Origin of the sequence: Streptomyces sp. Root1304, assembly GCF_001426405.1 — a bacterium.
Classification (GTDB): Bacteria; Actinomycetota; Actinomycetes; order Streptomycetales; family Streptomycetaceae; genus Streptomyces.
In genome coordinates, this window is record NZ_LMEP01000027.1 from 180,900 (window position 1) to 207,374 (window position 26,475).

23 protein-coding genes and 1 pseudogene are annotated in these 26,475 nt (G+C 72.6%); 16 read left to right on the top strand and 8 right to left on the bottom strand.

What is annotated here, in order from left to right; translation table 11 throughout:
- Window positions 1–111: 111 nt before the first annotated feature.
- The 3 genes and pseudogenes from ASD33_RS31925 to ASD33_RS31935 all read right to left on the bottom strand — a co-directional run.
- Window positions 112–837, bottom strand: a complete 726-nt coding sequence (locus ASD33_RS31925; protein ID WP_056568638.1) for a pyridoxamine 5'-phosphate oxidase family protein — start codon at window positions 835–837, stop codon at window positions 112–114.
- Window positions 837–1,736 (bottom strand): universal stress protein, encoded by a 900-nt coding sequence (locus ASD33_RS31930; protein WP_056568973.1) that lies wholly within the window; start codon window positions 1,734–1,736, stop codon window positions 837–839. Before ASD33_RS31930 ends, ASD33_RS31925 begins: the two co-directional genes overlap by 1 nt.
- 237 nt (window positions 1,737–1,973) lie before the next feature.
- Window positions 1,974–2,153, bottom strand: a pseudogene (locus ASD33_RS31935) (DUF1918 domain-containing protein); the annotation flags it as partial.
- Window positions 2,154–2,400: 247 nt separating this feature from the next.
- Between ASD33_RS31935 and ASD33_RS31940 the strand changes: the two are divergent.
- Genes ASD33_RS31940 through ASD33_RS31975 form a run of 8 tightly spaced genes read left to right on the top strand, consistent with a single transcriptional unit; the run spans window position 2,401 to window position 10,081 of the window.
- Complete coding sequence (locus ASD33_RS31940) at window positions 2,401–3,078, top strand: CBS domain-containing protein (RefSeq protein ID WP_056568641.1); 678 nt, start codon at window positions 2,401–2,403, stop codon at window positions 3,076–3,078.
- Window positions 3,075–4,877 (top strand): acetate--CoA ligase, encoded by a 1,803-nt coding sequence (gene acsA, locus ASD33_RS31945; protein WP_056568644.1) that lies wholly within the window; start codon window positions 3,075–3,077, stop codon window positions 4,875–4,877. The genes ASD33_RS31940 and acsA overlap by 4 nt, the downstream gene beginning before the upstream one ends.
- Entirely contained in the window at window positions 4,877–5,941 is a 1,065-nt protein-coding gene (gene pdhA / locus ASD33_RS31950; protein ID WP_242427201.1) for a pyruvate dehydrogenase (acetyl-transferring) E1 component subunit alpha, read from the top strand. Before acsA ends, pdhA begins: the two co-directional genes overlap by 1 nt.
- Window positions 5,938–6,948 carry an alpha-ketoacid dehydrogenase subunit beta gene (locus ASD33_RS31955; RefSeq protein WP_056568647.1) on the top strand — a complete coding sequence of 337 codons (1,011 nt, stop codon included), beginning with the start codon at window positions 5,938–5,940 and terminating at the stop codon, window positions 6,946–6,948. Before pdhA ends, ASD33_RS31955 begins: the two co-directional genes overlap by 4 nt.
- A gap of 1 nt (window position 6,949) precedes the next feature.
- Window positions 6,950–8,284 carry a 2-oxo acid dehydrogenase subunit E2 gene (locus ASD33_RS31960; protein ID WP_056568651.1) on the top strand — a complete coding sequence of 445 codons (1,335 nt, stop codon included), beginning with the start codon at window positions 6,950–6,952 and terminating at the stop codon, window positions 8,282–8,284.
- Window positions 8,281–8,550, top strand: coding sequence for a hypothetical protein (locus ASD33_RS31965; RefSeq protein ID WP_056568654.1), 270 nt, complete (start codon window positions 8,281–8,283; stop codon window positions 8,548–8,550). Before ASD33_RS31960 ends, ASD33_RS31965 begins: the two co-directional genes overlap by 4 nt.
- Window positions 8,550–9,230 (top strand): CBS domain-containing protein, encoded by a 681-nt coding sequence (locus ASD33_RS31970; RefSeq protein WP_056568657.1) that lies wholly within the window; start codon window positions 8,550–8,552, stop codon window positions 9,228–9,230. Before ASD33_RS31965 ends, ASD33_RS31970 begins: the two co-directional genes overlap by 1 nt.
- Window positions 9,227–10,081 carry a universal stress protein gene (locus tag ASD33_RS31975; protein WP_056568660.1) on the top strand — a complete coding sequence of 285 codons (855 nt, stop codon included), beginning with the start codon at window positions 9,227–9,229 and terminating at the stop codon, window positions 10,079–10,081. The genes ASD33_RS31970 and ASD33_RS31975 overlap by 4 nt, the downstream gene beginning before the upstream one ends.
- A 12-nt stretch (window positions 10,082–10,093) precedes the next feature.
- Here ASD33_RS31975 and fdhF read toward each other — a convergent pair whose 3' ends face one another.
- Genes fdhF through ASD33_RS31990 form a run of 3 tightly spaced genes read right to left on the bottom strand, consistent with a single transcriptional unit; the run spans window position 10,094 to window position 14,780 of the window.
- Window positions 10,094–12,787 (bottom strand): formate dehydrogenase subunit alpha, encoded by a 2,694-nt coding sequence (gene fdhF, locus ASD33_RS31980; RefSeq protein WP_056568663.1) that lies wholly within the window; start codon window positions 12,785–12,787, stop codon window positions 10,094–10,096.
- Window positions 12,784–14,478, bottom strand: a complete 1,695-nt coding sequence (locus tag ASD33_RS31985; protein ID WP_242427202.1) for an NAD(P)H-dependent oxidoreductase subunit E — start codon at window positions 14,476–14,478, stop codon at window positions 12,784–12,786. The genes fdhF and ASD33_RS31985 overlap by 4 nt, the downstream gene beginning before the upstream one ends.
- Window positions 14,479–14,522: 44 nt before the next feature.
- Window positions 14,523–14,780: an SHOCT domain-containing protein gene (locus ASD33_RS31990; protein WP_056568982.1), complete on the bottom strand. Its 258-nt coding sequence runs from the start codon at window positions 14,778–14,780 to the stop codon at window positions 14,523–14,525.
- Between the two features lie 294 nt (window positions 14,781–15,074).
- Between ASD33_RS31990 and ASD33_RS31995 the strand changes: the two genes are divergently transcribed.
- From ASD33_RS31995 to ASD33_RS32005, 3 genes are all read left to right on the top strand, one after another.
- The gene (locus ASD33_RS31995; protein ID WP_199863627.1) at window positions 15,075–16,235 is read left to right on the top strand and encodes an MFS transporter; all 1,161 of its coding nucleotides are present in this window, start codon (window positions 15,075–15,077) and stop codon (window positions 16,233–16,235) included.
- 151 nt (window positions 16,236–16,386) lie between these two features.
- A complete protein-coding gene (locus ASD33_RS32000) occupies window positions 16,387–17,133 on the top strand; it encodes an ABC transporter ATP-binding protein (protein ID WP_242427203.1) in 747 nt (248 codons plus the stop codon).
- A 2-nt stretch (window positions 17,134–17,135) separates the two neighbouring features.
- On the top strand, window positions 17,136–20,072 hold the full coding sequence (locus ASD33_RS32005) for an ABC transporter permease (RefSeq protein ID WP_056568672.1): 2,937 nt from the start codon (window positions 17,136–17,138) through the stop codon (window positions 20,070–20,072).
- Window positions 20,073–20,135: 63 nt separating this feature from the next.
- Here ASD33_RS32005 and ASD33_RS32010 read toward each other — a convergent pair whose 3' ends face one another.
- Together ASD33_RS32010 and ASD33_RS32015 are read right to left on the bottom strand one after the other, a co-directional pair.
- Window positions 20,136–21,656, bottom strand: coding sequence for an ATP-binding protein (locus ASD33_RS32010; RefSeq protein WP_056568675.1), 1,521 nt, complete (start codon window positions 21,654–21,656; stop codon window positions 20,136–20,138).
- Window positions 21,653–22,390 carry a response regulator transcription factor gene (locus ASD33_RS32015; protein ID WP_056568678.1) on the bottom strand — a complete coding sequence of 246 codons (738 nt, stop codon included), beginning with the start codon at window positions 22,388–22,390 and terminating at the stop codon, window positions 21,653–21,655. The genes ASD33_RS32010 and ASD33_RS32015 overlap by 4 nt, the downstream gene beginning before the upstream one ends.
- Window positions 22,391–22,619: 229 nt before the next feature.
- Between ASD33_RS32015 and ASD33_RS32020 the strand changes: the two genes are divergently transcribed.
- From ASD33_RS32020 to ASD33_RS36665, 5 genes are all read left to right on the top strand, one after another.
- Entirely contained in the window at window positions 22,620–23,990 is a 1,371-nt protein-coding gene (locus tag ASD33_RS32020) for a ferric reductase-like transmembrane domain-containing protein (protein ID WP_056568682.1), read from the top strand.
- 53 nt (window positions 23,991–24,043) lie between these two features.
- Window positions 24,044–24,466 carry an FMN-binding protein gene (locus ASD33_RS32025; protein WP_056568685.1) on the top strand — a complete coding sequence of 141 codons (423 nt, stop codon included), beginning with the start codon at window positions 24,044–24,046 and terminating at the stop codon, window positions 24,464–24,466.
- Entirely contained in the window at window positions 24,459–25,241 is a 783-nt protein-coding gene (locus ASD33_RS32030) for an FAD:protein FMN transferase (protein WP_056568688.1), read from the top strand. The genes ASD33_RS32025 and ASD33_RS32030 overlap by 8 nt, the downstream gene beginning before the upstream one ends.
- A 337-nt stretch (window positions 25,242–25,578) precedes the next feature.
- A complete protein-coding gene (locus ASD33_RS32035) occupies window positions 25,579–25,977 on the top strand; it encodes a DUF302 domain-containing protein (RefSeq protein ID WP_056568691.1) in 399 nt (132 codons plus the stop codon).
- A 61-nt stretch (window positions 25,978–26,038) separates the two neighbouring features.
- Complete coding sequence (locus ASD33_RS36665) at window positions 26,039–26,464, top strand: DUF5954 family protein (RefSeq protein ID WP_242427204.1); 426 nt, start codon at window positions 26,039–26,041, stop codon at window positions 26,462–26,464.
- Window positions 26,465–26,475 lie beyond the last annotated feature (11 nt).

A 26,475-nucleotide genomic window follows, 5' to 3' on the forward strand; every position in this document is an offset into this window, starting at 1 on the left:
CGGCGGCGATTCTGCTGTCGGCCGCGCCCGGACGCACGCCGTCCCGCTCGGCGTGCTACGGACGTCCGCGGCCGGCGGACGCACGTGGCGTTCGGGAGCGGCACTCGGAGGTCACTGACGGGTCGGCCCTTGATCGGCTGACCCGGGCGGCGTGCCGGGCGCGCCCGGCACACGGATGCGGCGGCCGGTCACCCGGCGCGGCGAGAGCGTCACCACGGTGTCCCGCCCGTCCCCGGCCCACGGCTCCGAGTGGACCGCTTCCCTGATCCTCCGTACCGAGGTCTCGTCCGACACCGTTCGCACCGAACCGACGACGAGCACGCTCCACCCCTGGCTGAAGGCCTCGTCCAGGCGGTCCTCCTCGAAAGCGACTTCCGCACCCGACGCCGCGCCGCGCGCGAGGGACGAATCCGCAGCGGTCATGAAGACGACCTGCCCGTCGACGAGCTGGTAGTTCACGGGGATGACCATGAGCCCGTCCCGCCCTTCGACTGCGACTCTGCCGACGCCGTGACCGTCGAGCAGCTCCCAGCACTCCGCCTCGTCGATCTCCTCCATCCGTGCCCGGTACCCGGCGCGGGCTCCTCCAGGGGCAAGGCCCGTCGTGGCCCCGGTGAGATCCTGGACGGTGGTCTCCAGGGCGTTCGCGAGCCGGACCAGGAACTCGATTCCCGGAGCAGGCACGCGCTCCTCCACGTAGGCGATGTAGCTCGGCGAAGAGCCGGCCCGCTCGGCCACCTCCTCTCGGGACAGGCCCAGTTCGGCGCGCCTGACTGCTACGCGGCGGCCCAGGTCGCTCGTGGCCTGCGGGGTGTGCCGGCCGTCGGCTGTGTTCATCACGACTCTCCTTCCGGGCTCTCGAGACGCCGCTGGGGTACGACGGCGACGGGACACCTGGCGTGGTGCAGGGCGCGATGGGCGACCCTGCCGAGTTCCAGGCCGACGAGCCCGTCCCGGCGTCGCGCCCCGACGACCAGCAGGTCTGCGGCGGCGGAGCGCTCGGTCAGCACCCTGTGGGCGGGACCCTCGATCGTGGCCCTGCGCAAGCGCACCCGGGGATGTTCGGTCGCTGCGGCCTCCAGGGCCTTGTCGAGCGATTCGGAGGAATGTTCAGCAAGGTGGATCGCGCGGTTGCCGCTCAACAGCGGGTTGTCGATCGGTTCGTGGACCGGCCGCCGCCAGGTGCTGACTACGTCCAGCTCCGCATCCCGGGCCGCAGCCTCACGGAAGGCGAAACGCACGGCGGGCGAGTCCACGTCGTGTTCTCCGACGCCGAGCAGCACGCGCCCGTGGCGTGCCTCCAGAGCGTGTCGGTCCCCCCTAACGACGACGACCGGGCAGGGAGCCCGGGCGGCCACGAGGAAGCTGACAGATCCGAGCAGCAGGTCGGCGAACTCGCCGCGCCCTCGGGATCCGACGACGAGGGTGGCTCCCGCCTGCCCCTCCCTGAGCAGTGCGGTGGACGCGTCCTCGGCCAGGACAGCCGTGGTCAGGGGGAGATCGGGTGCGCGGCGCCGGGCGCGTTCGGCCGCGGTGCCGACGATGTTCTCGGCGAGCACCTGGCCCGACGGCCGGTCCGTGGCCCAGGTCGGCACGACTCCCTCGTACCGCTCCCACAGCGAGGCATGGACGATCCTCAGGGGAAGCCCGTGCCGTACGGCCTCGTCGACTGCCCAGTCCAGGGCCGTGAGGCTGGGGTCGGAACCGTCGACTCCTACCACCAGGGGCGATTCCATCGCGCCCACCGCCTTTCCAGGTCGTGAGGTGGCCTGCTGCCACGCTCGCACCGGGCCCGCGGAGCCGGGTAGGGCCGGTCGGTCCCGCTCGCGGCCCACCAGGACCCCGGAGGGAGGCGACGTGGCGGAGGGAGGGGCGCATCCGCTTCTCGCTGCTCACCCGGGCGGTGCCCGGTGTGGTGGACGCGGCGCCGGATTTCACGACCGCGTAGCGGCTTTCGTGTGATGCGGCGGAAAGTGCTGGACTCGCGCGTCCGGGCCCGGGAACACCAGGGTGACCCGGCCCGTGTCCGACCAGCGGACGTCGAAGGGAGGAGTGCCGTCCGCGTGGTGGAGCCCGACGACCTCGCCGTCACGCCCTCTGTCCCCGACCGTGGAACCGCCGACGATCAGACGGTCGCCGATGCGAGCCCACAACCCCGCGCGGGGCGTCTCCCGGCCCTGCCGTGTCTCCGTCGCGGTCATGGTCCTCGCCTCCCGGCCCGAGCAACCGGCCACGGCCCTCCCGGGACCGGTGCCCACGCCTTCCACCATGCGCCCCGATGGGCCGCTCGTCATGGGGCCGACCGTCCCGGAAGGGGACCATTCGGCACTGCCCGGGGGCCGGTCCCGCGCAGCAGGGTGAGATCTACCGGGCCGCCGCGTCCCGTGAAGGAGGACCGTCATGCAGCACCGTACGGTTTTCGAGGTGCTGACCCACAACGTGGTCACCGCCGCCCCCCAGACCCCGTTCAAGCAGATCGCCCGGCTCTTCGCCGAACACGACGTCTCCGCGGTCCCGGTCGTGGCCCCCGACCGACGCCCGCTCGGCGTGGTCTCGGAGGCCGACCTGCTGCGCGCGACCGCCGAACTCCCCGACCTGGAGGGGCGATGGGCAGGCGTCCGGCTCCTGTCCCAGGAGCGAGGGCTGCCCGACGCGGAGACCGCCGCCCAGCTGATGACCTCACCGGCCGTCACGGCACAGCCGAACTGGAATCTCGCCGAGACGGCCCGGACGATGCACCGCAAGGCGGTGAAGCGGCTTCCTGTCGTCGACGAGACCGGCCGGCTCGTCGGGATCATCAGCCGAAGCGACCTGCTGAGGCCCTTCCTTCGGAGTGACACCGCGATCCGTGACGAGATCGAGCACGACGTCCTGGCCGACACGCTGCGCCTTGCTCCCGACACGGTCCGTGTGACCGTCGACGACGGGGTCGTCACGCTGGTGGGCCGCGTCGAAAGGCGCGCCGACATCCCCGTGGTCGTACGCCTCTGCCGCTCGGTCGACGGAGTGGTCGCCCTGCACAAATCGATCGACTACGCCTACGACAACCTCGCGCTCGACCTGGAGCCACCGCGATGAACGCACTGTGGGTGGCGCCGGTCATGCCCGACTACGACAGCGCCCGGGTTACGTTCTCCTGGCGACGCGAGCGGTCCCGGCTCGCCGGGCTACCGGACGGCGGCATCAACATCGGTTACGAGGCGGTCGACCGGCACCTGCGTGAGGGCCACGGCGATCGCGTCGCGCTGCGCTGCGTCGGCCGCGACGGCTCCGTGGCGACCGTGACCTTCGCCCGGCTGGCGGCCGAGAGCTCCCGCTTCGCGCAGGTGCTGGAGACGCTCGGCCTGGCGCGCGGCGAGCGGGTGTTCACCCTGCTCGGCCGCCGCTTCGAGCTGTACAGCACCGTCCTCGGAACACTGCGTGCCGGGCGAGTCCTGTGCCCCCTGTTCACCGCCTTCGGTCCCGAACCCGTCGCCCTGCGCATGGAGCTGGGCAACGCCCGGGCGCTGGTCACGACCCGGGAGCTGTACGAGCGCAAGGTGGCCCCGATACGGGCCCGGCTTCCGCACCTGCGGCACGTCCTTCTCCTCGACCCCGGGGCCGACCCGCCCCCGGGCACCCTCTCGTTCCCCGCGCTCACGGACGCCGCGCCGGACGAGTACACGGTGGGCCCGACCGATCCGGCGGAGCCGGCGCTGCTGCACTTCACCAGCGGCACGACGGGCACCCCCAAGGGCGCGGTACACGTGCACGAGGCGGTCCTCGCCCATCACGTCACCGCCGCCCACGCCCTGGACCTGCACGAAGGCGACGTCTTCTGGTGCACCGCCGACCCCGGCTGGGTCACCGGCATGTCGTACGGCATCATCGCCCCGCTCACCCACGGGGTGACCACCGTCGTCGACGAAGGAGACTTCTCCCCCGCTCGCTGGTACGGGATCCTCGCCGACCAGCACGTCACCGTCTGGTACACGGCTCCCACCGCGCTGCGCATGCTCATGCGGGCCGCACCGCGCAGCGGCGACCCGATGCCCGCCGCGCGCCACGACCTCTCGTCGCTCCGGTTCGTCGCGAGCGTCGGCGAGCCGCTCAATCCCGAGGCCGTGCGCTGGGGGCGGGAAGCGCTCGGGCTTCCGGTCCACGACACCTGGTGGCAGACCGAGACCGGTGCCATCATGATCGCGAATTTCGCGGCCGATCCGGTACGGCCAGGGTCGATGGGGCGACCGCTTCCGGGTGTCGAGGCCGCCGTACTGGCGTGCGGCGAGGACGGCCGGGCGGCGGTCACCGGCGGGCACGTCCAGATCCTCCAGGAGCCGGGCGCTCAGGGCGAACTCGCCCTGCGGGCGGGCTGGCCGTCGATGTTCCGCGGCTACCTCCACGAGCCGCGGCGGTACGAGGCGTGCTTCGCGGACGGGTGGTACCTGACCGGCGACCTGGTCAGCCGCGACGCCGACGGCTGGTACTGGTTCGTGGGCCGCGCCGACGACGTCATCAAGTCCGCGGGGCACCTCATCGGGCCGTTCGAGGTGGAGAGCGCCCTCATGGAGCATCCGGCCGTCGCCGAGGCCGGCGTCATCGGCCGCCCGGACCAGCTGGCGGGCGCGATCGTCAAGGCGTTCGTCCTTCCCCGCCCCGGGTATCCGCCCGACACCGAACTGCGGCGGGACGTCCTGGCGTTCGCTCGTCGGCGCCTCGGGCCGGCCGTCGCCCCTCGCGAGATCGAGTTCGTCGAGGATCTGCCCCACACCCGTAGCGGAAAGGTGATGCGCCGCCTGCTGCGGGCCCGCGAACTGGGCCTGCCCGAGGGCGATGTGTCGACGCTGGAGACACCCGAACCGGCCGGAACGGCAAGGCCCTCGGGGAAGGAGCCGTGATGGCCACCGCACGCGGCGGCAAGTCCGCCGGGACACCGAAGACGAAGCGCCCCCGTCGCGCACCTGGACCCACCGCTCCCTCCCGCACACCTGCGGCGACCCACGACCTGGACCTGCTGCGGCAGATGCTGCTCATCCGACGCTTCGAGGAGCGGTGTGTCGAGCTGTACAGCGCGGCGGCGATCCGGGGTTTCGTGCACCTCTACATCGGCGAGGAGGCGGTGGCGGTCGGGGTCCACCAGGCGCTCGGCGAGGCGGACGCGGTCGTCTCCACCTACCGCGAACACGGCCACGCGCTGGCCAGGGGGGTGCCGCCCGAAGCCGTGATGGCGGAGATGTACGGGAAGGCCACCGGATGCAGCCACGGCCGCGGCGGCTCCATGCACCTCTTCGACGCCGGGCGCCGCTTCTACGGCGGCAACGCCATCGTCGGCGGCGGACTGCCGCTCGCGGCCGGTCTGGCCCTGGCCGACCGGCTGCGCGGCGAGTCCGGAGTGACCTGCTGCTTCTTCGGTGACGGGGCCTTCGCCGAGGGCGAGTTCCACGAGACCGCCAACCTGGCCGCGCTCTGGGGGCTGCCCGTGCTCTTCGTCTGTGAGAACAACCTGTACGCGATGGGGACGGCCCTCGCCCGCGAACACGCCCAGACGGACCTGGCGATGCGGGCGGCGTCGTACGGCATGGCGGCCTGGGCCGTCGACGGCATGGACGTGCATGCCGTCGAGAAGGCGGCGCGCGGAGCGGTCGAGTCGATTCGGGCCGGCAACGGACCGCACTTCCTGGAGATGCGGACGTATCGGTTCCGCGCGCACTCGATGTACGACCCGGACCGGTACCGACCGAAGGACGAGGTCGAGGAGTGGAAGAAGCACGACCCCGTCACGGGACTCGCCGAAGGCATGCGCAAGGCCGGTTTCCTCGGCACGGACGCCCAAGAAGCCCTGGACCACGAGGTCATGGAGGAGGTCGACCGAGCTGTACACGCGGCCGAACAGGCTCCTGAGGAGCCGGCCGAAGACCTGCTCCTCCATGTCACGGCCCGGCAGGAGGAGGTTCCGTCATGAGCACGCGTACACGACCGCGGGCGCATCCCGACGACGGCACCACGACCTTCAGGGAGGCCCTTCGGGAGGGCCTGCGCGAGGCGTTGGCGTCGGACGACCGGGTCTTCCTGATGGGCGAGGACGTGGGCCGCTACGGCGGCTGCTTCGGTGTGAGCCTCGGCCTCCTGGAGGAGTTCGGCCCCGATCGTGTCCGCGACACGCCCCTGTCGGAGTCCGCGTTCGTCGGAGCCGGGATCGGCGCCGCACTGGCAGGGATGAGGCCGGTCGTGGAGATCATGACGGTCAACTTCAGCCTGCTGGCACTCGACCAGATCCTCAACAACGCCGCCACCCTGCGGCACATGTCCGGCGGGCAGTTCGGCGTGCCGCTGGTGATCCGCATGACGACGGGCGCGGGACGGCAGCTGGCCGCTCAGCACTCCCACAGCCTCGAGGGCTGGTACGCCCACATCCCCGGGCTCCGTGTCCTGGCGCCGGCCACGATCGACGACGCCCGCCATCTGCTGTCCGCCGCGCTGGTCGACCCCGACCCGGTGCTGCTCTTCGAGCACGGCAGCCTCTACAACGCGGCCGGCACGCTCGATCCGGCCGTCCACGAGGTCGACCTGGACCGTGCGGCCGTCCGCCGCACGGGCGACGACGTCACCGTCGTGGCGTACGGCGGTTGCGTGCCCAAGGCCCTCGAAGCCGCGGAGGAACTGGCAGGCGCGGGGATCAGCGTGGAAGTCGTCGACCTGCGGTCGCTGCGGCCTCTGGACGACGCCACGATCATCGGCTCGGTCCGGCGGACCCACCGGGCCGTCGTGGTCGACGAGGGCTGGCGCAGCGGCAGTCTGTCCGCCGAGATCGAGTCGCGCATCTGCGAGCAGGCGTTCTTCGAGCTCGACGCACCCGTCGAACGGGTGTGCAGCGCGGAGGTCCCGATCCCCTACGCCCGTCGGCTCGAGGAGGCGGCGCTGCCCCAGCCGGCCGGAATCGTGGCGGCGGCGCGCCGGGTGGTGAGCTGAGATGGCCGAGTTCACGATGCCCTCGCTCGGCGCCGACATGGACGAGGGCACGCTCTCCGAGTGGCTGGTGCACCCGGGTGACCAGGTGACGCGGGGCGACGTCATCGCAGTGGTCGAGACCGCCAAGTCCGCGATCGAGGTGGAGTGCTTCCAGAGCGGCACGGTCGACACCCTCCTGGTGGACGAGGGAACCACCGTGCCGGTGGGCACCCCGCTGGCACGCATCGGCACGACCCCCGAAAGCCCGTCGGCCGAAGTCGGTCCGCCCGAGAGCCCACCGGCCGAAAGTCCACCCCTCGAAAGCCCGCCGCCATCGACGCCCCTGGTCCGCCGACTCGCCCAGGACCTGCACGTCGACCTCGCTGTCGTCCATGGTTCGGGCCCGGGAGGCAGGATCACACGCGCGGATGTGGAGCACGCGGAACCCGCACCGGCACCGGAGCGCGACAAGACCGCGCCGACGACACGGCGGGTGAAGCCGTTGCGCGGCGACGATTCGGCCAAGGAGCGTCCCGCTCCGCTGCGTGTGAAGTCTTCTCCGCTCGCGCGGCGGCTTGCCACCGAGCTCGGCGTCGACCTCGCCGATGTGACCGGCACGGGTCGGGATCGCACCGTCCGTGCGGATGACGTCCGTTCCGCCGCGGCCGCCGAGGGCGCGCAGCGGCCGGCCGTCCCGGACATGGCGCGCGCGGCCACGGCACGGCTCATGAGCCGATCCAAGCGGGAGATCCCGCACTTCTACCTCGCCACGACCGTGGACATGGCAGCGGCCCTGGAGTGGATGCACGCCCGCAACCGCGAACTGCCGCTCTCCGCACGGTTGGTGCCCGCGGCACTCACGTTCAAGGCCGTCGCGCTGGCGGCACGCAAAGCGCCCGAGCTCAACGGGCACTGGGTCGACGACGGCTTCGTCCCCGCGGACGAGGTACGGCTGGGCGTCGCGGTCTCCCTGCGGGGCGGCGGCCTCGTCGCACCCGCCCTCGCCCACGCCGACGCGCTCTCCGTGGCCGAGGTGATGGCCGCGCTCAAGGACCTCGTGGCACGGGCACGGGGCGGTCGGCTCCGTGCGTCCGAGACCGCCGACCCCAGTCTCACCGTCACCAACCTCGGCGACCAGGGCGTCGAGTCCGTGTTCGGCGTCGTCTACCCGCCGCAGGTCGCCCTCGTCGGCCTGGGCAGGATCGTCGAGCGGCCCGTGGCCGTGAACGGCCTGCTGGGCGTACGTCCCGTACTCACGGCGACGCTGTCCGCCGATCACCGAGCGGCCGACGGCGCCACCGGCGCGCGTCTCCTGACCGCCCTGGACCGGCTCCTGCAACACCCGGAGGAACTGTGAACCACGATCAGGCGAAGGCGTTCGTCCGGCAGGCCGTGCAGCGTGTCGTCCCCGGCGCCGACTTCACAGGGCTCGATCCCGGCGTGTCCCTGCGGGACACCTTCGAGATGGATTCGCTGGACTTCCTCGAGTTCGTGGAGGCGCTCGCCGAACTCAGTGGGAGGGAACTCACCGAGGACGACTATCCGGCCCTCGCCACCTGGGACGGCTGCGCCGCTCGTCTGGTGGCCGGAGCGGGTGCGTCCGCGCAGGGAAGGAGTGGGTGATGCGACACCGCAGGATCGACCGGCTGATGACCCGTGAGGTGGTGAGCGTACGCGGCGACGCGCCGTTCAAGGAGATCGTGAGGGTGCTGTCGCGGCACCGGGTCACCGCCCTGCCGGTGGTGGACGGAGAGAACCGGGTGATCGGAGTCGTGTCGGAGGGTGATCTGATGCGGAAGACGGCCGACCGGGCCACCACCCCGGGAGACATGCCGGGTGTGCCGGGGCTCGAGGCGTGGGAGCGCGCGAAGGCCGAGGGAACGCGCGCGGAGGAGCTGATGTCCGCACCCGCCGTGTGCGCCCGCCCCGACTGGACCGTGGCGGAGGCGGCCCGGCTCATGGAGGTCCAAGGGATCAAGCGGCTCGCCGTCGTCGACGACGAGGACCGCATGGTGGGCATCGTGAGCCGCCGCGACCTCCTCGGCATCTTCCTCCGCCAGGACGACGACATCCGCCGGGAGATCGTCGAGGACGTGCTCGGCGACACGCTGCGTCTCGACCCGACCTGGCTCACGGTCGACGTGCGCGACGGGCGGGTCGACCTCACCGGGAAGCTGCGCTTCCGCGGCATGATCCCGGCCGTCGAGCGCATGTGCGCGATGGTCGACGGAGTGGTCTCGGTCTCCTCGACCCGTCTCACCTACGACATCGACGACACCGCACAAGGAGGTGGACGATCATGACGCAGGGCATCGTGGTCGGTCTGGACGGTACGGATCAGGCGAACGCAGCCGCGCAGTGGGCGGCGGAGGAGGCGGTGCTGCGCGGCACAGGGGTGCACCTGGTCCATGTGAAGGAGACGTCGCCGGACGCCGTGCTGCCGTTCGCGGCGCGAGAGTCCGACGAGCCGTGGGCAGAGGAGCTGCTCGCCCGCACGGCGGCCGGGCTGCGCGCACGTCATCCGGACCTGTCGGTGACCACCAGGCTGCTGCCGTCGGGGCCCGTGGTGAGCCTCGTCGCCGCGGCCGAGCAGAGCGACCTGCTCGTCCTCGGCTCCCGCGCCCTGGGCGGTACGACCGGATACCTGATCGGCTCGGTCGGGATGACGGTCGCCGGTCTTGTCGACCGGCCCGTCGTCCTCGTCCGGTCCCTCGACACGTCACCTCCTCAAGGTCCCGTCGTGGTGGGCGTCGACCTCCGGCAACCCGTGGACACCGTTCTGGGATTCGCCTTCGAGGAGGCGGCCCGGCGTCTCGCCGGGGTGCAGGTCGTCCACGCGCAGCAGCTGCCTGTGTACGCGACGCTCGGCCCCGCCATGGTTCCGGACATCCGGCTCACCGCCGCCCCCGAGATCCGGCGTTCGCTCGACGATCTCCTCGAACCCTGGCGAGCGAAGTTCCCCGACGTGCCCGCGAGCGGGCGGGTGACGATCGGGTCGGCGGGCCAGGAGCTGGTGCACACCGCCGCGGACGCGGCCCTCGTGGTGGTCGGTAGGCGCACCCGGGCTTCGACGCTGGGTGCGCACATCGGCAGTGTGGCCCACGCGGTGCTGCACCACAGTCGGTCACCGGTCGCTCTCGTCCCCCACGGCTGACCTCGGGGCCGATCAGCCGTCGGCCGCGGCCGGCCGCAGCCGTACCGCCGTGACCTTGTACTCGGGACACGAGGTCACGGTGTCGGCGTGTTCCGAGGTGAGGGAGTTGACGCCGCCGGCCGGGAAGTGGAACGCGCAGAAGACCTGCCCCGGAGCGACTTGAGTCCCGACGCGGGCGACCAGTCGTGCCTGTCCGTGGCGGCTCTCCACGGTGACAGGGGTACCGTCCCGCAGTCCGTGACGTGCGGCGTCCTCGGGATGCAGGTCCAGGCGGTCCTGCGCGTCGAGGAGGAGGTTTCCGCCGCGCCGGGTCATGCTCCCGGAGTTGTAGTGGGCCCAGCGGCGCCCTGTGACGAGTACGAGCGGATAGTCCTCGTCCGGCTCTTCCCCGGGCGGCAGACAGGGGGCCGCCGACAGGTGTGCGCGCCCGTCGGGAGTGGCGAACTCCGTTCTGTACAAAGTGCGTTCGCCCGGCTGGTCCGGTGCGGGGCAGGGCCAGGGCACGGCCCCCTCCCGGTCGATCCGCTCGTGCGAGACACCGGCGAAGAGGGGCGTCACACGTCCGCACTCGGCGAGCGCCGCCGCCGGGGTGGGGCACCCGAGGTCAGCATCGAGGGCAGCGGCGACGGCATGCACGACCTCGAAGTCGGAGCGCGCTGTTCCGGGCGGGTTCACCGCCTGCCGTACGCGCTGGAAGCGGCGGTCGAAGTTGACGAAGGTCCCGTCCTTCTCCAGCCACGAGGCCACGGGCAGGACGACGTCGGCGTACCGGGCGGTCTCGCTGAGGAAGAGCTCGTTGACGACGACCAGCGGACAGGCGTCGAGGGCCTCCGCGACCCGTCGGCTGTCGGGGTCGGTCGCGCACACGTCCTCGCCGATGACCCACAGAGCCCTCAGCCGGCCTTCCCGGGCCGCCGCGAACATCTCGGGGATGCGCATTCCCGGCCGCTCGGGGACCGGTCGCCCCCACACCGCCTCGGCACGGGCGCGGGCCTCCGGGTCGGTGACACGGCCGTAGCCCGGCAGCAGATCGGGCAGGGCTCCCATGTCGGAAGCGCCTTGCACGTTGTTCTGACCGCGCAGGGGGCTGATGCCGTACCCGCGACCGGTGCCTCCGACGGCGCCGCGCAGGATGGGCAGGTTCGCCAGGGTCCGGACGCCGTCGGTGCCGTGCAGGTGCTCGGTGACCCCGAGCCCGTACACGACGGCCGGCCGCTCCGCGCGGCCGTAGAGCCGGGCGGCCTTCCTGATGTCGTCGGCGGGGACGCCGGTGGTCCCGGCGACCCGCTCGGGTGGGTAGTCGGCCAGCAGGTCGGTGAGTTCGTCCAGTCCGGTGGCGCGTGTGCGGAGGAAGCCCGGGTCGGTCATGCCTTCGTCGACGAGGACGTGGGCGAGGCCGTGGAAGAGGGCGACGTTCGTACCGGGGCGCGGACGCAGGTGCACGTCGGCGTGACGAGCGAGGCCCACGGCACGGGGGTCGGCGACGATCAGGGAGGCGCCTGCGAGTGCCCGCTGGAGGAGGCGGGCACCGACGACGGGGTGGGCTTCGACGGGGTTGGCGCCGACGACCAGGAGGCAGTCGGCGGTCTCGACGTCGTCGAAGGGGTCGGTGCCGCCGGCGCGTCCGAAAGACGCGGTGAGGCCGGCGGCGGAGGGGGCGTGGCAGAGGCGCGAGCAGTTGTCGACGTTGTTGGTGCCGATGACGGTCCGCAGGAACTTCTGGACGAGGTAGTTCTCCTCGTTGGTGGCACGGGCTGAGGAGATCGCGGCGACCGCGTCGGGGCCGCTGTCACGGACGGCCGCTCGCAGGCCGTCGGCGATCCGGTCCACGGCCTCCGCCCAGCTCGCGGGCCGCAGGACCCCGTTCTCACGGAGCAGGGGCTCGGTGAGGCGCTCGGCGGAGCCGAGGTATCCGTACGCGAAGCGGCCCTTGACACAGGCGTGGCCCCGGTTGACGGGGCCGTCCCCGGCGGGAAGCACGGCGGCGACTCGGTCCTCTCGGACGACGACGTCGAGGGTGCAGCCGACTCCGCAGTAGCCGCAGGTGGTACGCACGCGGTCTGCGGGTGTCTGCCGGGAGGTGAGGCCCTGGCCGGGTCCGGGCTGGGTGATCGCCCCCGTGGGGCAGGTGTCGACGCAGCCGCCGCAGGCCACGCAGTCGGAGTCGGCCCAAGGGCCACCGGTACCCGGGGCGACGACCGTGTCGGCGCCGCGCCCGATGAGGGTGAGCGCGAAGGTGCCCTGGACATCGGAGCACATCCGTACGCAGCGGCTGCACGCGATGCACAGGTCGCGGTCGAGGTGGACGTACGGGTGACTCTCGTCCAGCCCGCGCGTGGAGTCACCGGCGGCCGCGTCCGCCGGGATTTCCAAGGCCCGGCACGCCTCGGCCAGTTCACTGCGCGCGCTGTCGGCGAGCGCGTGCGGCGGGAGCGCCGAGGCGATCAGGGCGACCGCGTCCCGGCGCAGGTTCCGTACGCCCTCGGCGACGGTGTCGACGGTGAGGCCCGGTGTCGCGGGTGTGACGCAGGCGGCGACGGTCCGGCCGTCGGCGTGGACCAGGCAGGTCCGGCAGGAGCCGGCCGGCTGGAGACGTTCGTCGTGGCAGAGGGTGGGGAGGTCGGCTCCGGCCGCGCGTACGGCATCGAGCAGTGTGGCCCCGGCGGGCAGTTCGACCGGAACGCCGTCGACGTGGAGCCGGGTCATCGGTCCCACCCTTCCAGGGCGGGCCCGCAGGCGCGGGCGAGGCTGCGGACGGCGGCGGGGACACGGCGGCCGAAGGCGCAGAGACTCGCCTCGCTCATCAGCCGTGCCAGTCGCCCGTAGGTCTCCCCCGGCCCGTCCCGGTCCCGCGCGAGTCCGAGCCCTCGCCGCGTGCCGACCCGGCAGGGCGAACAGGCCCCGCAGCTCTCGTCGGCGGCGAACTCCCAGATGTGGCACATGATTTCGCGTGGATCGATGTCGGCGTCGAAGGCGACCGTGCCGCCGTGGCCGAGGGCGGCGCCGTGCTCGGCGAGCGCTGCCGTGGTGAGCGGGACGTCGAGGGCGGTCCCGGCGAGGAAGCCGCCGAGGGGGCCGCCGATCTGGAGGACGACGAGCTCATGCCCGCCCTTGAGACCGCCGCCGAACCGGGTGACGATCTCGTCCACGGGAGTGCCGAGTTCCACCTCGTAGGCCCCGGGTCGGGCGAAGCGTTCGGACAGGCAGACCAGTTTGGTGCCGGGCTCGTCCGGTACGCCGCGTCGGGCGTAGGCCCTTCCGCCGTGGGCGACGATCCAGGACACGGCTGCCAGCGTCTCCACGTTGTTGACCACGGTCGGCGCGTCCCACAGGCCGTGGTCCGTGGGGTACGGGGGCCGGGGGCGGGCACAACCGCGAGCGCCTTCCAGGCGCGCGATGAGCGCGGTCTCCTCACCGGAGACATAGGAACCCGCTCCTTCGACGACCTCGACGAACGGCAGCGGACCGGCCGCCCCGACCGAGGGTGCCAGGTCGCCCGCCTCCGTCGCGCGCGCCACCGCCCGACGCAGCCGAGCCATGGCTCGCGGATACTCGGAGCGCACCAGGACGATCCCGCGCCGGGCGCCGCAGGCGAAGCAGGCCAGCGCGAGTCCTGTGAGGACGCGCTCGGGGTCCTCCTCCATGAGCAGCCGGTCGGCGTACGAGCCGGGGTCGCCCTCGTCCCCGTTGGCCACGACGACGGTGTCCGGCTTTCCCGCCGCCGCGGCCCACTTGTCGGCCACCGGAAATCCGGCGCCACCTCGCCCGCGGAGTCCCGAGGCGGCGGCTTCGTGCCGTACGTCGTCGGGCCGCAGTCCGGTCACCGCCGCACGCCACACGTCCCAGGCGTCCTGCCCTCCCAGGATGCCGGCGAGGAGGACGGGCGCGCCGGTGGTGTCGGCCGCGGGGATGTCCGGCGCACGCGGTTCCGTCCGCCCACCGAGTTGGTCGGCCAGGTCCGGGCCCACGCGGGGCAGGGTGCCGTCGAGAGCGGCGGGGCCCGCGTAGCAGTAGCCGAGACAGCGCACGGTCTGCAGCGAGGTCGAACCCGCCTCGTCGACCGTGCCCGCCACCACTCCGAGCGTGCGTTCGACCTCTGTCAGATGCTTCCCGCCCCGCGCGGCGAAGCACGCCGTCGCGGTGCACACCCGCACATGCCGCTCGCCGCGCGGGGCGGCGAGATCGGCGAAGAAAGTGGCGGGGCCGAGGCCCGCGGCGGCCGGGAGTCCGGCCGCCTCGGCCACCTGGGGCGCCCATGCCTCGGGCCCTTCGGCGGTATCCGACCTGGCACGCTCCAGCGCGGCCGGCAACTGCCCCCCGGGCCCTCCGTGCCGAGCGGTCAGCTCACGGAGCGCGTGGGAGTGCCGGCCCGGCTTCCCGGACATCCGACCGGTCATGCTCCCAGGGTGACCGGCCGCACCCCCGCCCGCATCCCCACCGGTCACGGTCCCTCGCTGCGCAAGGCGGTCAGGCGCCGACGGTACTCCTCCTCGTCGATCTCACCGCGCGCCAGTCGCTCGCCCAGGATCTGCTCGGCCGACGCCGCTGGGCCGAAACCCCGAGGCCGTTCCGCGGCGCGGTCCAGTGAGCGGAAGAGCATCACCGCGACGGTGATGAGCAGCCCCCAGAACAGCACCATCCCGGCCGACATGGCGAACCAGCCCCATCCGCTCATGCCATTGCCGTACCAGAACATCATCACCACTCACACTCCCGACGGCGGACCCGCCAGGAGCCGGACACTCCTGCCTGTGGCCTGTCCGTCACTCCCACCGTGCCCGGCCCAGGGCGCCCCGCACAGGGCCGACCGGCCCCATGCCGTGGGGCCGCACGGTCGGGGAAGGGAACGAGTGGCCTCTGGGACCGGGATCATGGCGGCCGGAGTGTGGGAAGCGGCAGGGCACACGCCGCCGGCGCGGATCACTGCCGGGAGGTCGCCATGGTCCGGAACACGGGGAGCCGACCGGCTGCGGACGCGCCGCAACCATGGCACATGCTGATCCTCGCCACCACCGGGTTCGCCCTCTGCTTCTGGGCCTGGGCGCTGCTGGCCCCACTCGGCCCGCGGCTCCGGGACGACCTGGCCCTCAGCTCCTTCGAACAGTCGCTGGTGGTCGCGGTGCCCGTGGTGGTCGGCGCGCTCGGCCGGATCCCGGCCGGGGCACTGACGGACCGCTGGGGCGCGCGCCGGGTCTTCCCCCTCGTCGCGGCCCTGACGATCCTCCCCGTGCTGTATCTGGGCCACGTGGCCGACTCGCCGGCCGAGGTGCTCGTAGGCGGCTTCCTCCTCGGGCTCGGGGGGACGGCGTTCGCCGTCGGCGTTCCGTTCGTCAACGCCTGGTACCCGCCCGCACGGCGGGGTGTCGCCCTCGGGATCTTCGGCATCGGCACCGGTGGCACGGCCCTGTCGGCGTTCACCACCGTCCAGCTGACCGACGCCGTCGGGCCCGCCTTCCCTTTCGATCTCGTGGCCGGCTGCCTCGCCGTGTACGCCGCGGTGGCCCGGATCCTGCTGCGCGACCGACCGGGACGCGCGACGGCGGCGGGGTCGCTGCTCTCCCGCACCTCGTCGGCCGTACGCACGCCGGCGACCTGGCATCTGGCGTTCCTGTACGCCGTGTCCTTCGGCGGATTCGTCGCCTTCAGCGTCTATCTGCCGACCTATCTGACCCGGGCCTACGACCTCGGCCGCTCCGACGCGGCACTGCGGACGGCGGGATTCGTTGTCCTCGCGGTGGCGATGCGACCGGTGGGCGGCTGGCTGTCGGACCGTACCCATCCCGTCCCCGTACTGACTGTTTCGTACGGTGTCGTTTCCGTGTGCGCCCTGGTCGCGGCGTTCGAGGCGGACCTGGTCCCGGTCGGAACGGCGGCCTTCTTCGGCATGGCCGCCGGCCTGGGAGCCGGGTCCGGGGCCGTTTTCGCGCTCGTGGCACGTCTGGTTCCGGCCGAACGGGTCGGATCGGTGACCGGAGTGGTCGGTGCGGCGGGTGGTCTCGGTGGCTTCTTCCCACCCCTCGTGATGGGAGCGGCCGACAGCGTCGCCCACGACTACACGTGGGGGTTCGTCCTCCTCGCCGTCACCGCGACGGCCGCGGGCAGCCTGGCCGCCACCGCTGTCCGTAGACGCGCCCGAGCCGCCGCGGACGTCTGACGGCGGATGCCTGTCCGCGCCGGTGGACAGCGCCGGTGGACAACGTCGGCAGACCGCTCGAAGCGGCCCACCCGGCGCCCCGGCGATTGGGCCCTTCGGCCCCTTGTCGGGCCTGGGTGGCCGTAGCGCAGCGCTTCCTCCGGAGGTTGGGATGGAGACCATGAACACCGACCGGGCACTCCTCGTCGCCACCGGGGTACGCAAGATCTACCGGACGGGCTCCGTCGCGGTCACCGCCCTGCTCGACCTGGACCTCCTCGTACGCCGCGGCGAGATGGTCGGGGTCATGGGACCGTCCGGTTCCGGAAAGACCACGCTGCTGAACTGTCTCTCGGGACTCGACGACATCGACGGCGGCCGGGTGGAGGTCGACGGTCACGACCTGTTCGCCATGTCGGACGCCGCGCGCACGGAGCACCGGGCCCACACCATGGGCTTCGTCTTCCAGGCGTTCAACCTCATCCCCGTCTTCTCCGCCGTGGAGAACGTCGAACTGCCCCTGCTGCTCGTGGGCACCCGGCCGCGCGAGGCACGCCGCAGAGCCCTGGACATGCTCGACCGGGTGGGCCTCGGTCACCGGGTCGAGCACCGGCCGAGCGAGATGTCCGGCGGTGAACAGCAGCGGGTGACCATCGCCCGCGCCCTCGCCGGACGCCCGGCCATCGTCTGGGCGGACGAACCGACGGGAAACCTGGACAGCGCGATGGCAGACCAGGTCATGGACCTGCTGTGCGAGCTCAACCAGGACGAGGGCCAGACGATCGTCCTGGTCACGCACGACAGCGCCATCGGCGCGCGCGTCCCCCGGCTGATCCGGATGCGCGACGGGCAGCTGGTCGACGACGTCCGCCAGGCCGTCACCGCTCCGGCCGCGATCCGTGACTTCCCCATGAGCTGACCATGTACCCGAACCTCCTCGTCCCGCTGCTCAGCGCCCTCGCGCTCGCCCTCGCGGCCCTGGTACTGGTGGCCGTCCGGCAGCCGGTGTCACGACGGCTGGCGTTCCGGCAGGTCGCCCGCCGGCGCACCGAGGCGGCGCTGGTGATCGGCGGATCGATGCTCGGCACGGCCATCGTCATCGGCGCCTTGGTCGTCGGTGACACCCTGAACTTCTCCGTGCGCCAGGAGGCGTACCGCACCCTGGGACCGGTGGACGAGCGCGTCGTCGCGCCCCCCGGACCGACCGGGCGCGTCGTCACGGAACGGCTGGCCGGCCTGGTCGGCGATCCCGATGTCGACGGTGTTCTGAATGCCGGGGCCGCGCAGGCGTCGGCCGTCAGCGGTGTCGGTGGCCGCAAGGTCGCCGAGCCGCGCGTCCTGGCCTGGCAGATGGACTTCGACAAGGCATCGCGGTTCGGCGCGGCAGGGGGCGACTCCGGTCTCGGCGGACCGAACCCGAAGCCCGGCCAGGTCGTGGTCAACGAGCCGCTGGCGCGGTCCCTCAGTCTGGGAGCCGGTGACCCGATCACGGTGTACCTGTTCGGCGCACCGCAGACGTACCGGGTCGAACGCGTGGTGCCGGAACAGGGCCTTGCCGGTGTGGGCCTCGGCGGCAGGCTGAACCGAGACGTCTTCCTGCCGCCGGAGGCCCTGGACTCCGCCGCCCGGAGCGCCGGAGCGGAGCCGCGCTCGGTCACCTTCGTGTCCAACCGAGGCGGCGTCGAAAGCGGCGAAGCCCTGACCGACCGCGTGACCACCGACATCCGGCAGGCTCTGGGCCCGCTCGCCGGCCAGACGGCGATCGACACCCCGAAGCACACCGTGCTCCGGGAGGCCAAGCAGGCCGGGGACTCCCTCGGAGCCCTGTTCCTCATGATCGGCAGCTTCAGCATCATCGCGGGCGCACTCCTCCTTGTGAACATCTTCGTGATGCTCGGCGAGGAGCGGAAATCCCAGATGGGCATGATTCGGGCCGTCGGGATGAAGCGCTCGCGGCTGGTCGGATCCTTCACCCTCGAAGGGGCGACCTACGCGTTGCTGTCGGCGCTGCCGGGCGTGGCCATCGGGGTCGCCGTCGGCTGGGGCGTCGCCGTGGTGGCCGCGCAGATCTTCCAGGGCTGGTCGGTCGGCGGAAGCAGCATCCGTATCGCGTTCGCCATCACCCCGACCAGCGTCCTCAACGGGCTGGCCATGGGCCTGCTCATCGCCTTCGCCGCGATCCTCGCGACCAGCGTCCGCATCAGCAGGTTCAACATCATCGCCGCCATCCGCGACCTCCCCGCCACACCCGGGCAGGGTCCGCGCCGCCGTCTGCTCACGGTCTCCACCACCCTGGCCGTCCTCTGCGCGCTCGTGGCCGTCCCGGCCGTGGCGCGCAGCCAGCCCGACGCGACGTACCTCATGCCGGCGCTCGCCCTCTCCTTCGCCACCCCGGCACTGCTGCGCGTCCTCCCCCGCCACACGGTCACCACCCTGGTCGCGGGAGCCGTACTCGCCTGGACGCTCCTCGCACCCGTCATCCGCCCCCGGATCTTCGACACGCCGTCGATGTCCGTGTACGTCATCCAAGGTGTCCTGGCCGCCTTCTCCGCCGTGGTGCTCGTCAGCGACAACCAGAGGACCCTGCTCCGCCCCGTACGGCGACTCCTCCAGCGCCCGACGGAAGGCGGTCTCGCGGCGCGGCTCGCGGTCGCGTACCCCTTGGCCAAACGGTTCAGGACAGGCGCGACGCTGGTGATGTACACCCTGATCGTGTTCGTCCTCGTGCTCCTGACGGAGATCTCGGGCATCCTCCGCGCCGGCGTCGACGGCGTCGTCGCCGACGCCACCGCCGGATACTCCCTGCGGCTGGACTACAACCCCGAGGTCGCGGCCGATCAGCTCGTCTCCGATCTGCGCGGCGGCCCGTCGGCCGCCGGGATCTCCGCCGTGACACCTTTGCTCAACGCCACCGGGCGGGCCACCGATCCGGGTGGTCGCGGCCCTCAGCCCCTGGACACCGCCGTCGTCGGCGTACCCGACGGGGCGATCACCGGCATCACGTTCCGGGAGCGGCTGCCCGGTCTGGCCGACGACCCCGCGGTTTGGCGGGCTCTCGCTTCCGACCCCCGCTACGTCGTTCTCGACGGCTTCTTCGGCAGCACCGGCGGCCCGGCCGGCGACTACTACGACCCCGGGGACACCCTCACTCTGACGGATCCCCGGACGGGCCGCAGCGAACAGAAGGTCATCGCCGGCGTGCTCAGCAACGGCATGGTCTTCTACCCGGGCACGGGCGCGAGTTCGACCACCTACCCGGTCGTGATGAGCGAGCGGGCCACGCAAGAACTCTTCGGCAGCCAGGCACAGAACGCCTCCGCACTGGTGAGAACCAGCCCTGGCACCGCACCCGACGCGTTGGCGACCCAACTGCAGGGCGAGCAGCTGTCGTCCAGCCTGGTCGCCACACCCATCGAGTCGGACATCCGACGCCAGTTCGACTCCAGCACCGCCTTCTTCCGCCTCATGCAGGGCTTCCTCGTCCTCGGCCTCGGCGTGGGCATCACCGGCCTCGGCGTCGTCATGGTCCGGGCCGTACGCGAGCGCCGACGCACCATCGGAATCCTGCGGGCCCTCGGCTTCCGGGCACGGACCGTCCAGCGGTCCTTCCTGTGGGAAAGCGCCTTCGTCGCGGTGGAGGGAATCGTGCTCGGATCCCTGCTGGGCGTGCTGACGACCTGGCTGATGTACCGGAACAGCGCCGCATTCGAGGGTCTCGAAGGAGGGTTCCCCGTCGAATGGGCCAGCGTCGGCGGCTTGGCGGCAGCCACCTTCGTCGCGTCGCTCCTGGCCACGCTCGGGCCGGCGCGGCGCGCGGCCGCCATCCGCCCGGCCCTCGCGGTCCGCGTCACCGAATGACGAGCAACCTGGGACAGCTCATCTGGCCAGCCCAGTGATGAAGCACCCTCGACGGTGAGCGGGTCAAGACGTCCGGTCTTCGGCGCCGTCGCCGCCGGAGGCGCCGTCGTCGTCACATCGCGCCGGCAGTCGCAGGGTGAAGCGGGTGCGGCCGGGCCGGCTGGTGACCGTCGCCCGGCCGTCGTGGGCGCGTGTCACGGCGTCCACGATGGCGAGTCCCAGCCCGGTCGAGCCGGTCGCGCGGGAGCGCGACGAGTCGCCCCGGGCGAACCGGTGGAAGACGCGGGGCAGCAGCTCGACGGGGATGCCCGGACCGTCGTCCGTGACGGTGAGAACCACCCCCTCCGCGTCGACGGCGAGGCCCACGACGACTCGGGTGCCGGCCGGTGTGTGCCCGCCGGCGTTCGCGAGGAGGTTGCCGAGGACCTGGTGGAGGCGGTCGCCGTCGCCGGTGACGTGGACGGGCACCTCGGGGAGGTCCAGCTCCCAGAGGTGTCCGGGGTGCCGGGCCGTCGCGTCCGCCACCGTGTCGAGAACCACGCGCGTCAGGTCCACGGGGTCCCGGCGCAGACTGCGCCCTGCGTCCAGTCGGGCCAGCAGCAGCAGTTCGTCCACCAGGAGGCTCATGCGGCGGGACTCGGCGTCGATGCGTTCGAGCGCGTGCCGGACCTCGTCGGGCAGGGCGTCCCCGTGCTGCCGCAGGGCGAGTTCGGCGCGGGCCCGCACCGTCGCGACGGGAGTGCGCAGCTCGTGTCCGGCGTCGGCGGCGAAGGTGCGCAGCCGTTCCTCGACGACGTGGCGGCGCTCCAGGGCGTCGCCGACATGGCCGAGCATCCGGTTGAACGCACCGGTGAGCCGGCCCGCCTCGGTGTCCGGCCGGGTTCCGGGCAGCGGTGGTGGCATGGCGACCTGCCCCGTGGCGAGCGGAAGGCGCGTCACCTCGTCGGCGGTCGCGGCCAGGCGTTCGAGAGATCGGAGGGAGAACCGGGTCCAGGCCGCGGTGGTCACCCCGGCCGCGGTGAGGACGATCGTGAACACGACCGTCTCCACGACCGCGAGCCGCTCCACCGTCTCCTCGACGGGGTGCAGGGGCAGTCCCGACAGCAGGACGTCGCCGTCGTCGCCGCTCCAGGCGGCGACACGGTACGCCCCGAGGGACGCGAGGCGCAGGGTGCGGGGCCGGGCGTCCGCCGGCACGGCGGCGAGCGCCCGTGCGTCGTCTGCGGTCAACGGCACCGTGACATCGCTGGTGCCGCGTACCACGGCGGCCTGCGCGATCCCGCCCCTCAGCAGCCGGACCCCGAGAGTCCCGTCGGCCTGTCCCCGGGTGTCACCCCGACCGTCGGCATCGGGCCGGTTCTCGTGTTCGAGGCTGACGGCGTACCGTCCGCCGCTCGCCACGACCTGCTGGTCGAGGCGGTCGACCAGGAAGCTGCGCAGTGCGAGCACGGTGACCAGGCCGACGATGACACAGGCGAGGGCGAGGAGCACGACGAGCCCGGTGGTCAGCCGGGCTCGAAGGGAGTGCGGCAGTCGGGGGCGGACGCGCCGTCCACGGGCGCGTGACGGGCGCTGCGGGGTCATCGGCGCTCGGGGCGCAGCACGTAGCCGACGCCGCGCACGGTGTGGATGAGCGGCGGGCGGCCGGCGTCGATCTTCTTGCGGAGATAGCTGATGTAGAGCTCGACGACATGGGCGCGGCCGCCGAAGTCGTACCGCCAGACGTGGTCCAGGATCTGCCGCTTGGACAGCACGCGGTGCGGATTGCGCAGGAGGTAGCGCAGCAGCTCGAACTCGGTGCGGGAGAGGTCGATGGGCACGCCGCCGCGGGCGACCTCGTGGCCCTCCTCGTCCATGACGAGGTCGGCGAGGACCAGGCGGGGTCCGCCGCCCTGCGTGACCTCCGCGAGCCCGGCCCGGCGCAGCAGTCCCCGGAGCCGGGCCAGTACCTCCTCGAGGCTGAACGGCTTGGTGACGTAGTCGTCGGCGCCGGCCGTGATCCCGGCGATCCGGTCCTCGACGGCGTCGCGCGCGGTGAGGAAGAGGACACACAGGGTGGGACGGGCCGCGCGCAGCCGGGCCAGCACGTGCGGGCCGTCGTGGTCCGGCAGCATCCAGTCCAGGACCACCGCGTCCGGGCCGAAGTCCGCGGCGGCCGCCGTCGCCTCGGCGGCCGTGGTCGCGGTGCGCACCTCCCAGCCTTCGGCGCGCAGGGCTGCGGCCAACACCTCGGTGAGGTCCTGCTCGTCGTCGACGACCAGCACCCTGGGCCGGGTGCCGTCGGGACGGCGCACCTCGGTACGCGGCGATGGGTTCATGGTCCTTCCAGGATGCCGGACGGCGCGGGGCCGGAGGCCCGTCCCCACCTCTGAGTTTCCTCTGAACAGATTCTCACCGCCCGCCCGTGCCCCATCGGGTCCGGCGCTGGTCCGGGGCCTGCGGACCGCTCCGTACGGGGTCCGGTTCAGAGACTTCTCACAGGATCACGGAGCACAGTGACGAGGCCCCGGCGTCCTGTCGGGCCACGGGCCGAAGGCGAGGGAGCGAATGAGCACGGAAGTGGCACGGACGGTGCGGCCGGGAGGCCGACGTCGTGGCGGTCGGGCCGCCGCCGGGTCCGCGACCGTCGCGATGCTTTCGGCCCAGGCGGCGATCTGGGTCGGGGCCGCGGCGGTGCTCGCCCTGTGGTGGGTGGACACCGCCTCGGTGGTGGGGCCTGCGGGCTGGTTCACCGGCGCGGGCCGGATCACCGGCCTGCTCGCGGGGTACGCCTGCGCGGTGCTGGTCGTCCTCATGGCACGGATACCGCTCCTGGACCGCACGGTGGGCACCGACCGGATCACGCGCTGGCACGCGGCGGCGGGCCGCTACACCATCGGGCTGACGCTGGCCCACGCGGTGCTGATCATCGAAGGCTACGCGCTCACCGGCCGAACGGATCCGGTCACCGAGGGAGTTCGGGTGGTCCTGCACTACCCGGACATGCTCAAGACAACAGCCGGGCTGCTGCTCCTGCTGCTCACGGCGGCGGTCTCGGCGCGTGCCGCACGCCGCCGGTTGAGCCACGAGACCTGGTACTACCTGCACCTCCTCACGTACGCGGCGGTCTTCCTCGCCTTCGGGCACCAGATCACGAACGGTGCGGACTTCGACCGGCCGGCCGTGCGGGCCGCCTGGTACGTGCTGTACGCGGGGGCCGCCGCCCTGATCGTCTGGTTCCGGATGCTCACGCCGCTGCGGCTTTCGCGGCGGCACGGACTGCGGGTCGCGGGCGTCCGGTGGGAAGCCCCGGACGTGGTGTCGGTGCTGGTCACCGGCGAGCGCATGGATGAGCTCACCGTCCGGCCCGGGCAGTTCTTCCGCTGGCGGTTCCTGGCACCGGGGCTGTGGTGGACCGCGTCGCCGTACTCGGTGTCCGCCGTCCCCGACGGACGCAGCCTGCGCATCACCGTGAAGGCCCTGGGCGGCCACAGCGCGGCACTCGCGACGGTCCGCCCCGGCACCCGGGTGTGGGCCGAAGGCCCGTACGGTGCCCTCACCCCGGACCGCGCGGCGGGACGGCCCGTGCTGCTGCTCGCGGCCGGGGTGGGCATCACCCCGCTGCGGGTGCTGTTCGAGACACTGCCGAGGGATCCGGTGCTGATCCACTGGGCACGACGGCCCGAGGATCTGGTGCTCCGCCACGAGCTCGACGCGATCGCGTCCCGCCGGGGCGCGCACGCCTACTACTCCGTGAGCCACCCGGCGGGCCACCACCTGCCGCTGGAGGCCGCCACACTGCGCAGCCTGGTCCCGGACGTGGCGGGGCGCACCTGCTTCCTGTGCGGGCCGCCCGGCTGGACCGCGGCGGCGGAGGCGGCATTGCGCGAGGCGGGGGTGCCCGCCCACCGGATCCACCACGAATCGTTCACGTGGTGAACCTGCCGGGTCGGCCCGGAACACTCCCCTCCCACCGGCCCTGAGGAGGCCCCATGCGCCGTCTTCTGCTCTCCACCGCGGTCACCGTGGGCGGAGTGTGCTCCCTGCTCGCCCTGAAACCGCACCAGCCGGCCGGCGCCTCGGCGGGCGCCGCTCCGACACGGCCCGGTTCTGTCGGCACGAGACCGGGCACCCCGGCGTCCGGCGCGTACACCGGGGACGTCGTCGACACCCGGTACGGACCGGTACAGGTGCGCGTCACGATCACCGACGGACGGCTCACCGACGTCACCGCGGTCCGGACCCCGTCGGAGAACGAACGCGACCGGGAGATCGCCGGCTACGCAGTGCCGACGCTCACCGGCGAAGCCCTGACCGCGCAGAGCGCCCACATCGACACGGTGTCGGGTGCCACGTACACGAGCGAGGGCTACATCCAATCCCTGCAGAGCGCGCTGGACCAGGCCCATGGATGACCGGACCGCGCCCGGAACGGCCCCTTGGCGGCACGCCGAACCGGTGATGGGCACCGTGGTCTCCTTCGCCCTGCGCCACCGGCGGACGCCGGAGCTGCGGACCGCGCTGGGCGATGCCGTGGCGCTGCTGCACGAGGTCGACCGGGAGTTCTCCCCGTTCCTGCCGGACAGCGCCGTGAGCCGACTGCGACGGGGCGAGACGGGCCGGGCGGACACCACTCCCGCCGTACGGGGCGTGCTGGAGTTGTGCGACCTCGCGCACAGCCGCACCCGGGGCGCCTTCGACGCCTGGGCGGACGGCCGGCCCGATCCGTGCGGTCTGGTGAAGGGCTGGGCCGCCGAGCGGGCCTGGCGGGTGCTGCGGGAGGCCGGCGCCACCGACGCGTGCGTGAACGCGGGCGGTGACGTGCGGGTCGGCGGCGCCCCGGGGCCCGCGGGCGCCTGGCGCATCGGGATCACCGACCCCCGGGTTCCGGGGCGGCTGCTGGCGGTGGTGGCGGGGCGGGACCTCGCGGTCGCCACCTCGGGCACGACCGAGCGCGGCGCGCACGTCATCGACCCGCACACCCGGACCCCGGCCACAGGGTTGCTGGGAGCGACCGTGACAGGCCCGGAACTACTGTGGGCCGACGTCTACGCGACGGCGGCGATGGTTCTGGGGGCTCGCGAGGCCCATCGGTGGATCACTGCTCTGCCGGGGTACGCCCTCCTGACCGTCGCTGCAGACGGTGAAGTGCGGGCGTCCTCGAACTTCCCCTTCGCCCTCCTTGGGTAGGGGCTGTTCACCTGCGCTCCGGGCATGCCGTCACAGCCGGTGCAGGCCACCACGCATCGAGATCCGGACCATTCCCGGTACACGCCGGACGGGAGAGGTCAGGTGAAGGACATGATCCAGATACCCCATGGGGTATGAGAGGGGTCAAGAGGTGGCCTCACCACGAGACCGAACTGAAGGACTTCCAACGGCCCCTCAACGCCTGTCGTCCGCCCCCGGACGGATGCGTCAGGACATCATGTTGTCCTCGGCCCACGCTGCGCCGACCGTCAGCGGCACGACGACCGGGTCGACCGCATGCCGAGGCGGTCGCCCTCCGAACAGTGAGGTGAAGACCATGCCCTACGACCGCACCATCAAGGTCGCCGGAACCTTCGACGAGACGGTGGAGGCCGTCCGCCGCGCCCTCGCCGACCAGGGCTTCGGCATCCTGACCGAGATCGACGTCCAGGCCACACTCAAGGCGAAGCTCGGCCACGACATGGAGCCGTACCTGATCCTCGGAGCGTGCAACCCCCCACTCGCCCGTCAGGCCCTGGACGCCGACCGCTCGATCGGGCTGCTGCTGCCCTGCAACGTCGTGGTCCGCACCGACGGCGACCAGGTGACCGTCCAGGCGATCGACCCCGCCACCATGGTCACCCTCACCGGCGTCGACGCCATGACCCCCGTCGCCGACGAGGCGGCACGACGCCTCGACACGGCACTCGCCACCGTCGCAGAAGGCACTACGTGAGCTGTCGGGCTGCCGTGCAGAGCTGACCACCGACCGTCGACGTCGTCGTGCCCAAGCCCCGATGCACGCGCCGCCGACCGACGGCTCGCGCTCACCGGCTTCCGACCCGCCGTTCTGCTCGCCGTACGGCGAGCAGAACGGCGGACGAGCCCGGCACGCCGCTCGAAACCATCTCCGGCGCGGTCGCGACGCCCGGTGTCCTGGAGACCGCGTTCGGTACGCCCCTCGACGTGATCCTGGATCGCGCCGGAGGCCGTACCGAGTCCCTGCAAGCGTGCTCCGAGCCGGCCGATGCCACGAGATCGAGGCCGGCGGCACCGCTTCCCGGATCGCCCGCGCCCGCCGCCTGCTGCGCTGGGGCCCAGACGGACCGGAGGACCGCCCTACGCGGACCAGCCTCCTGCAGCTCGACCGAATCGTGGCCGTTTCCGCCGGTCAGCGGACGCGCGAGGCGTGTACCACCAGCACACGAAGAACCTGCTGGTGAGCTACTCCCCC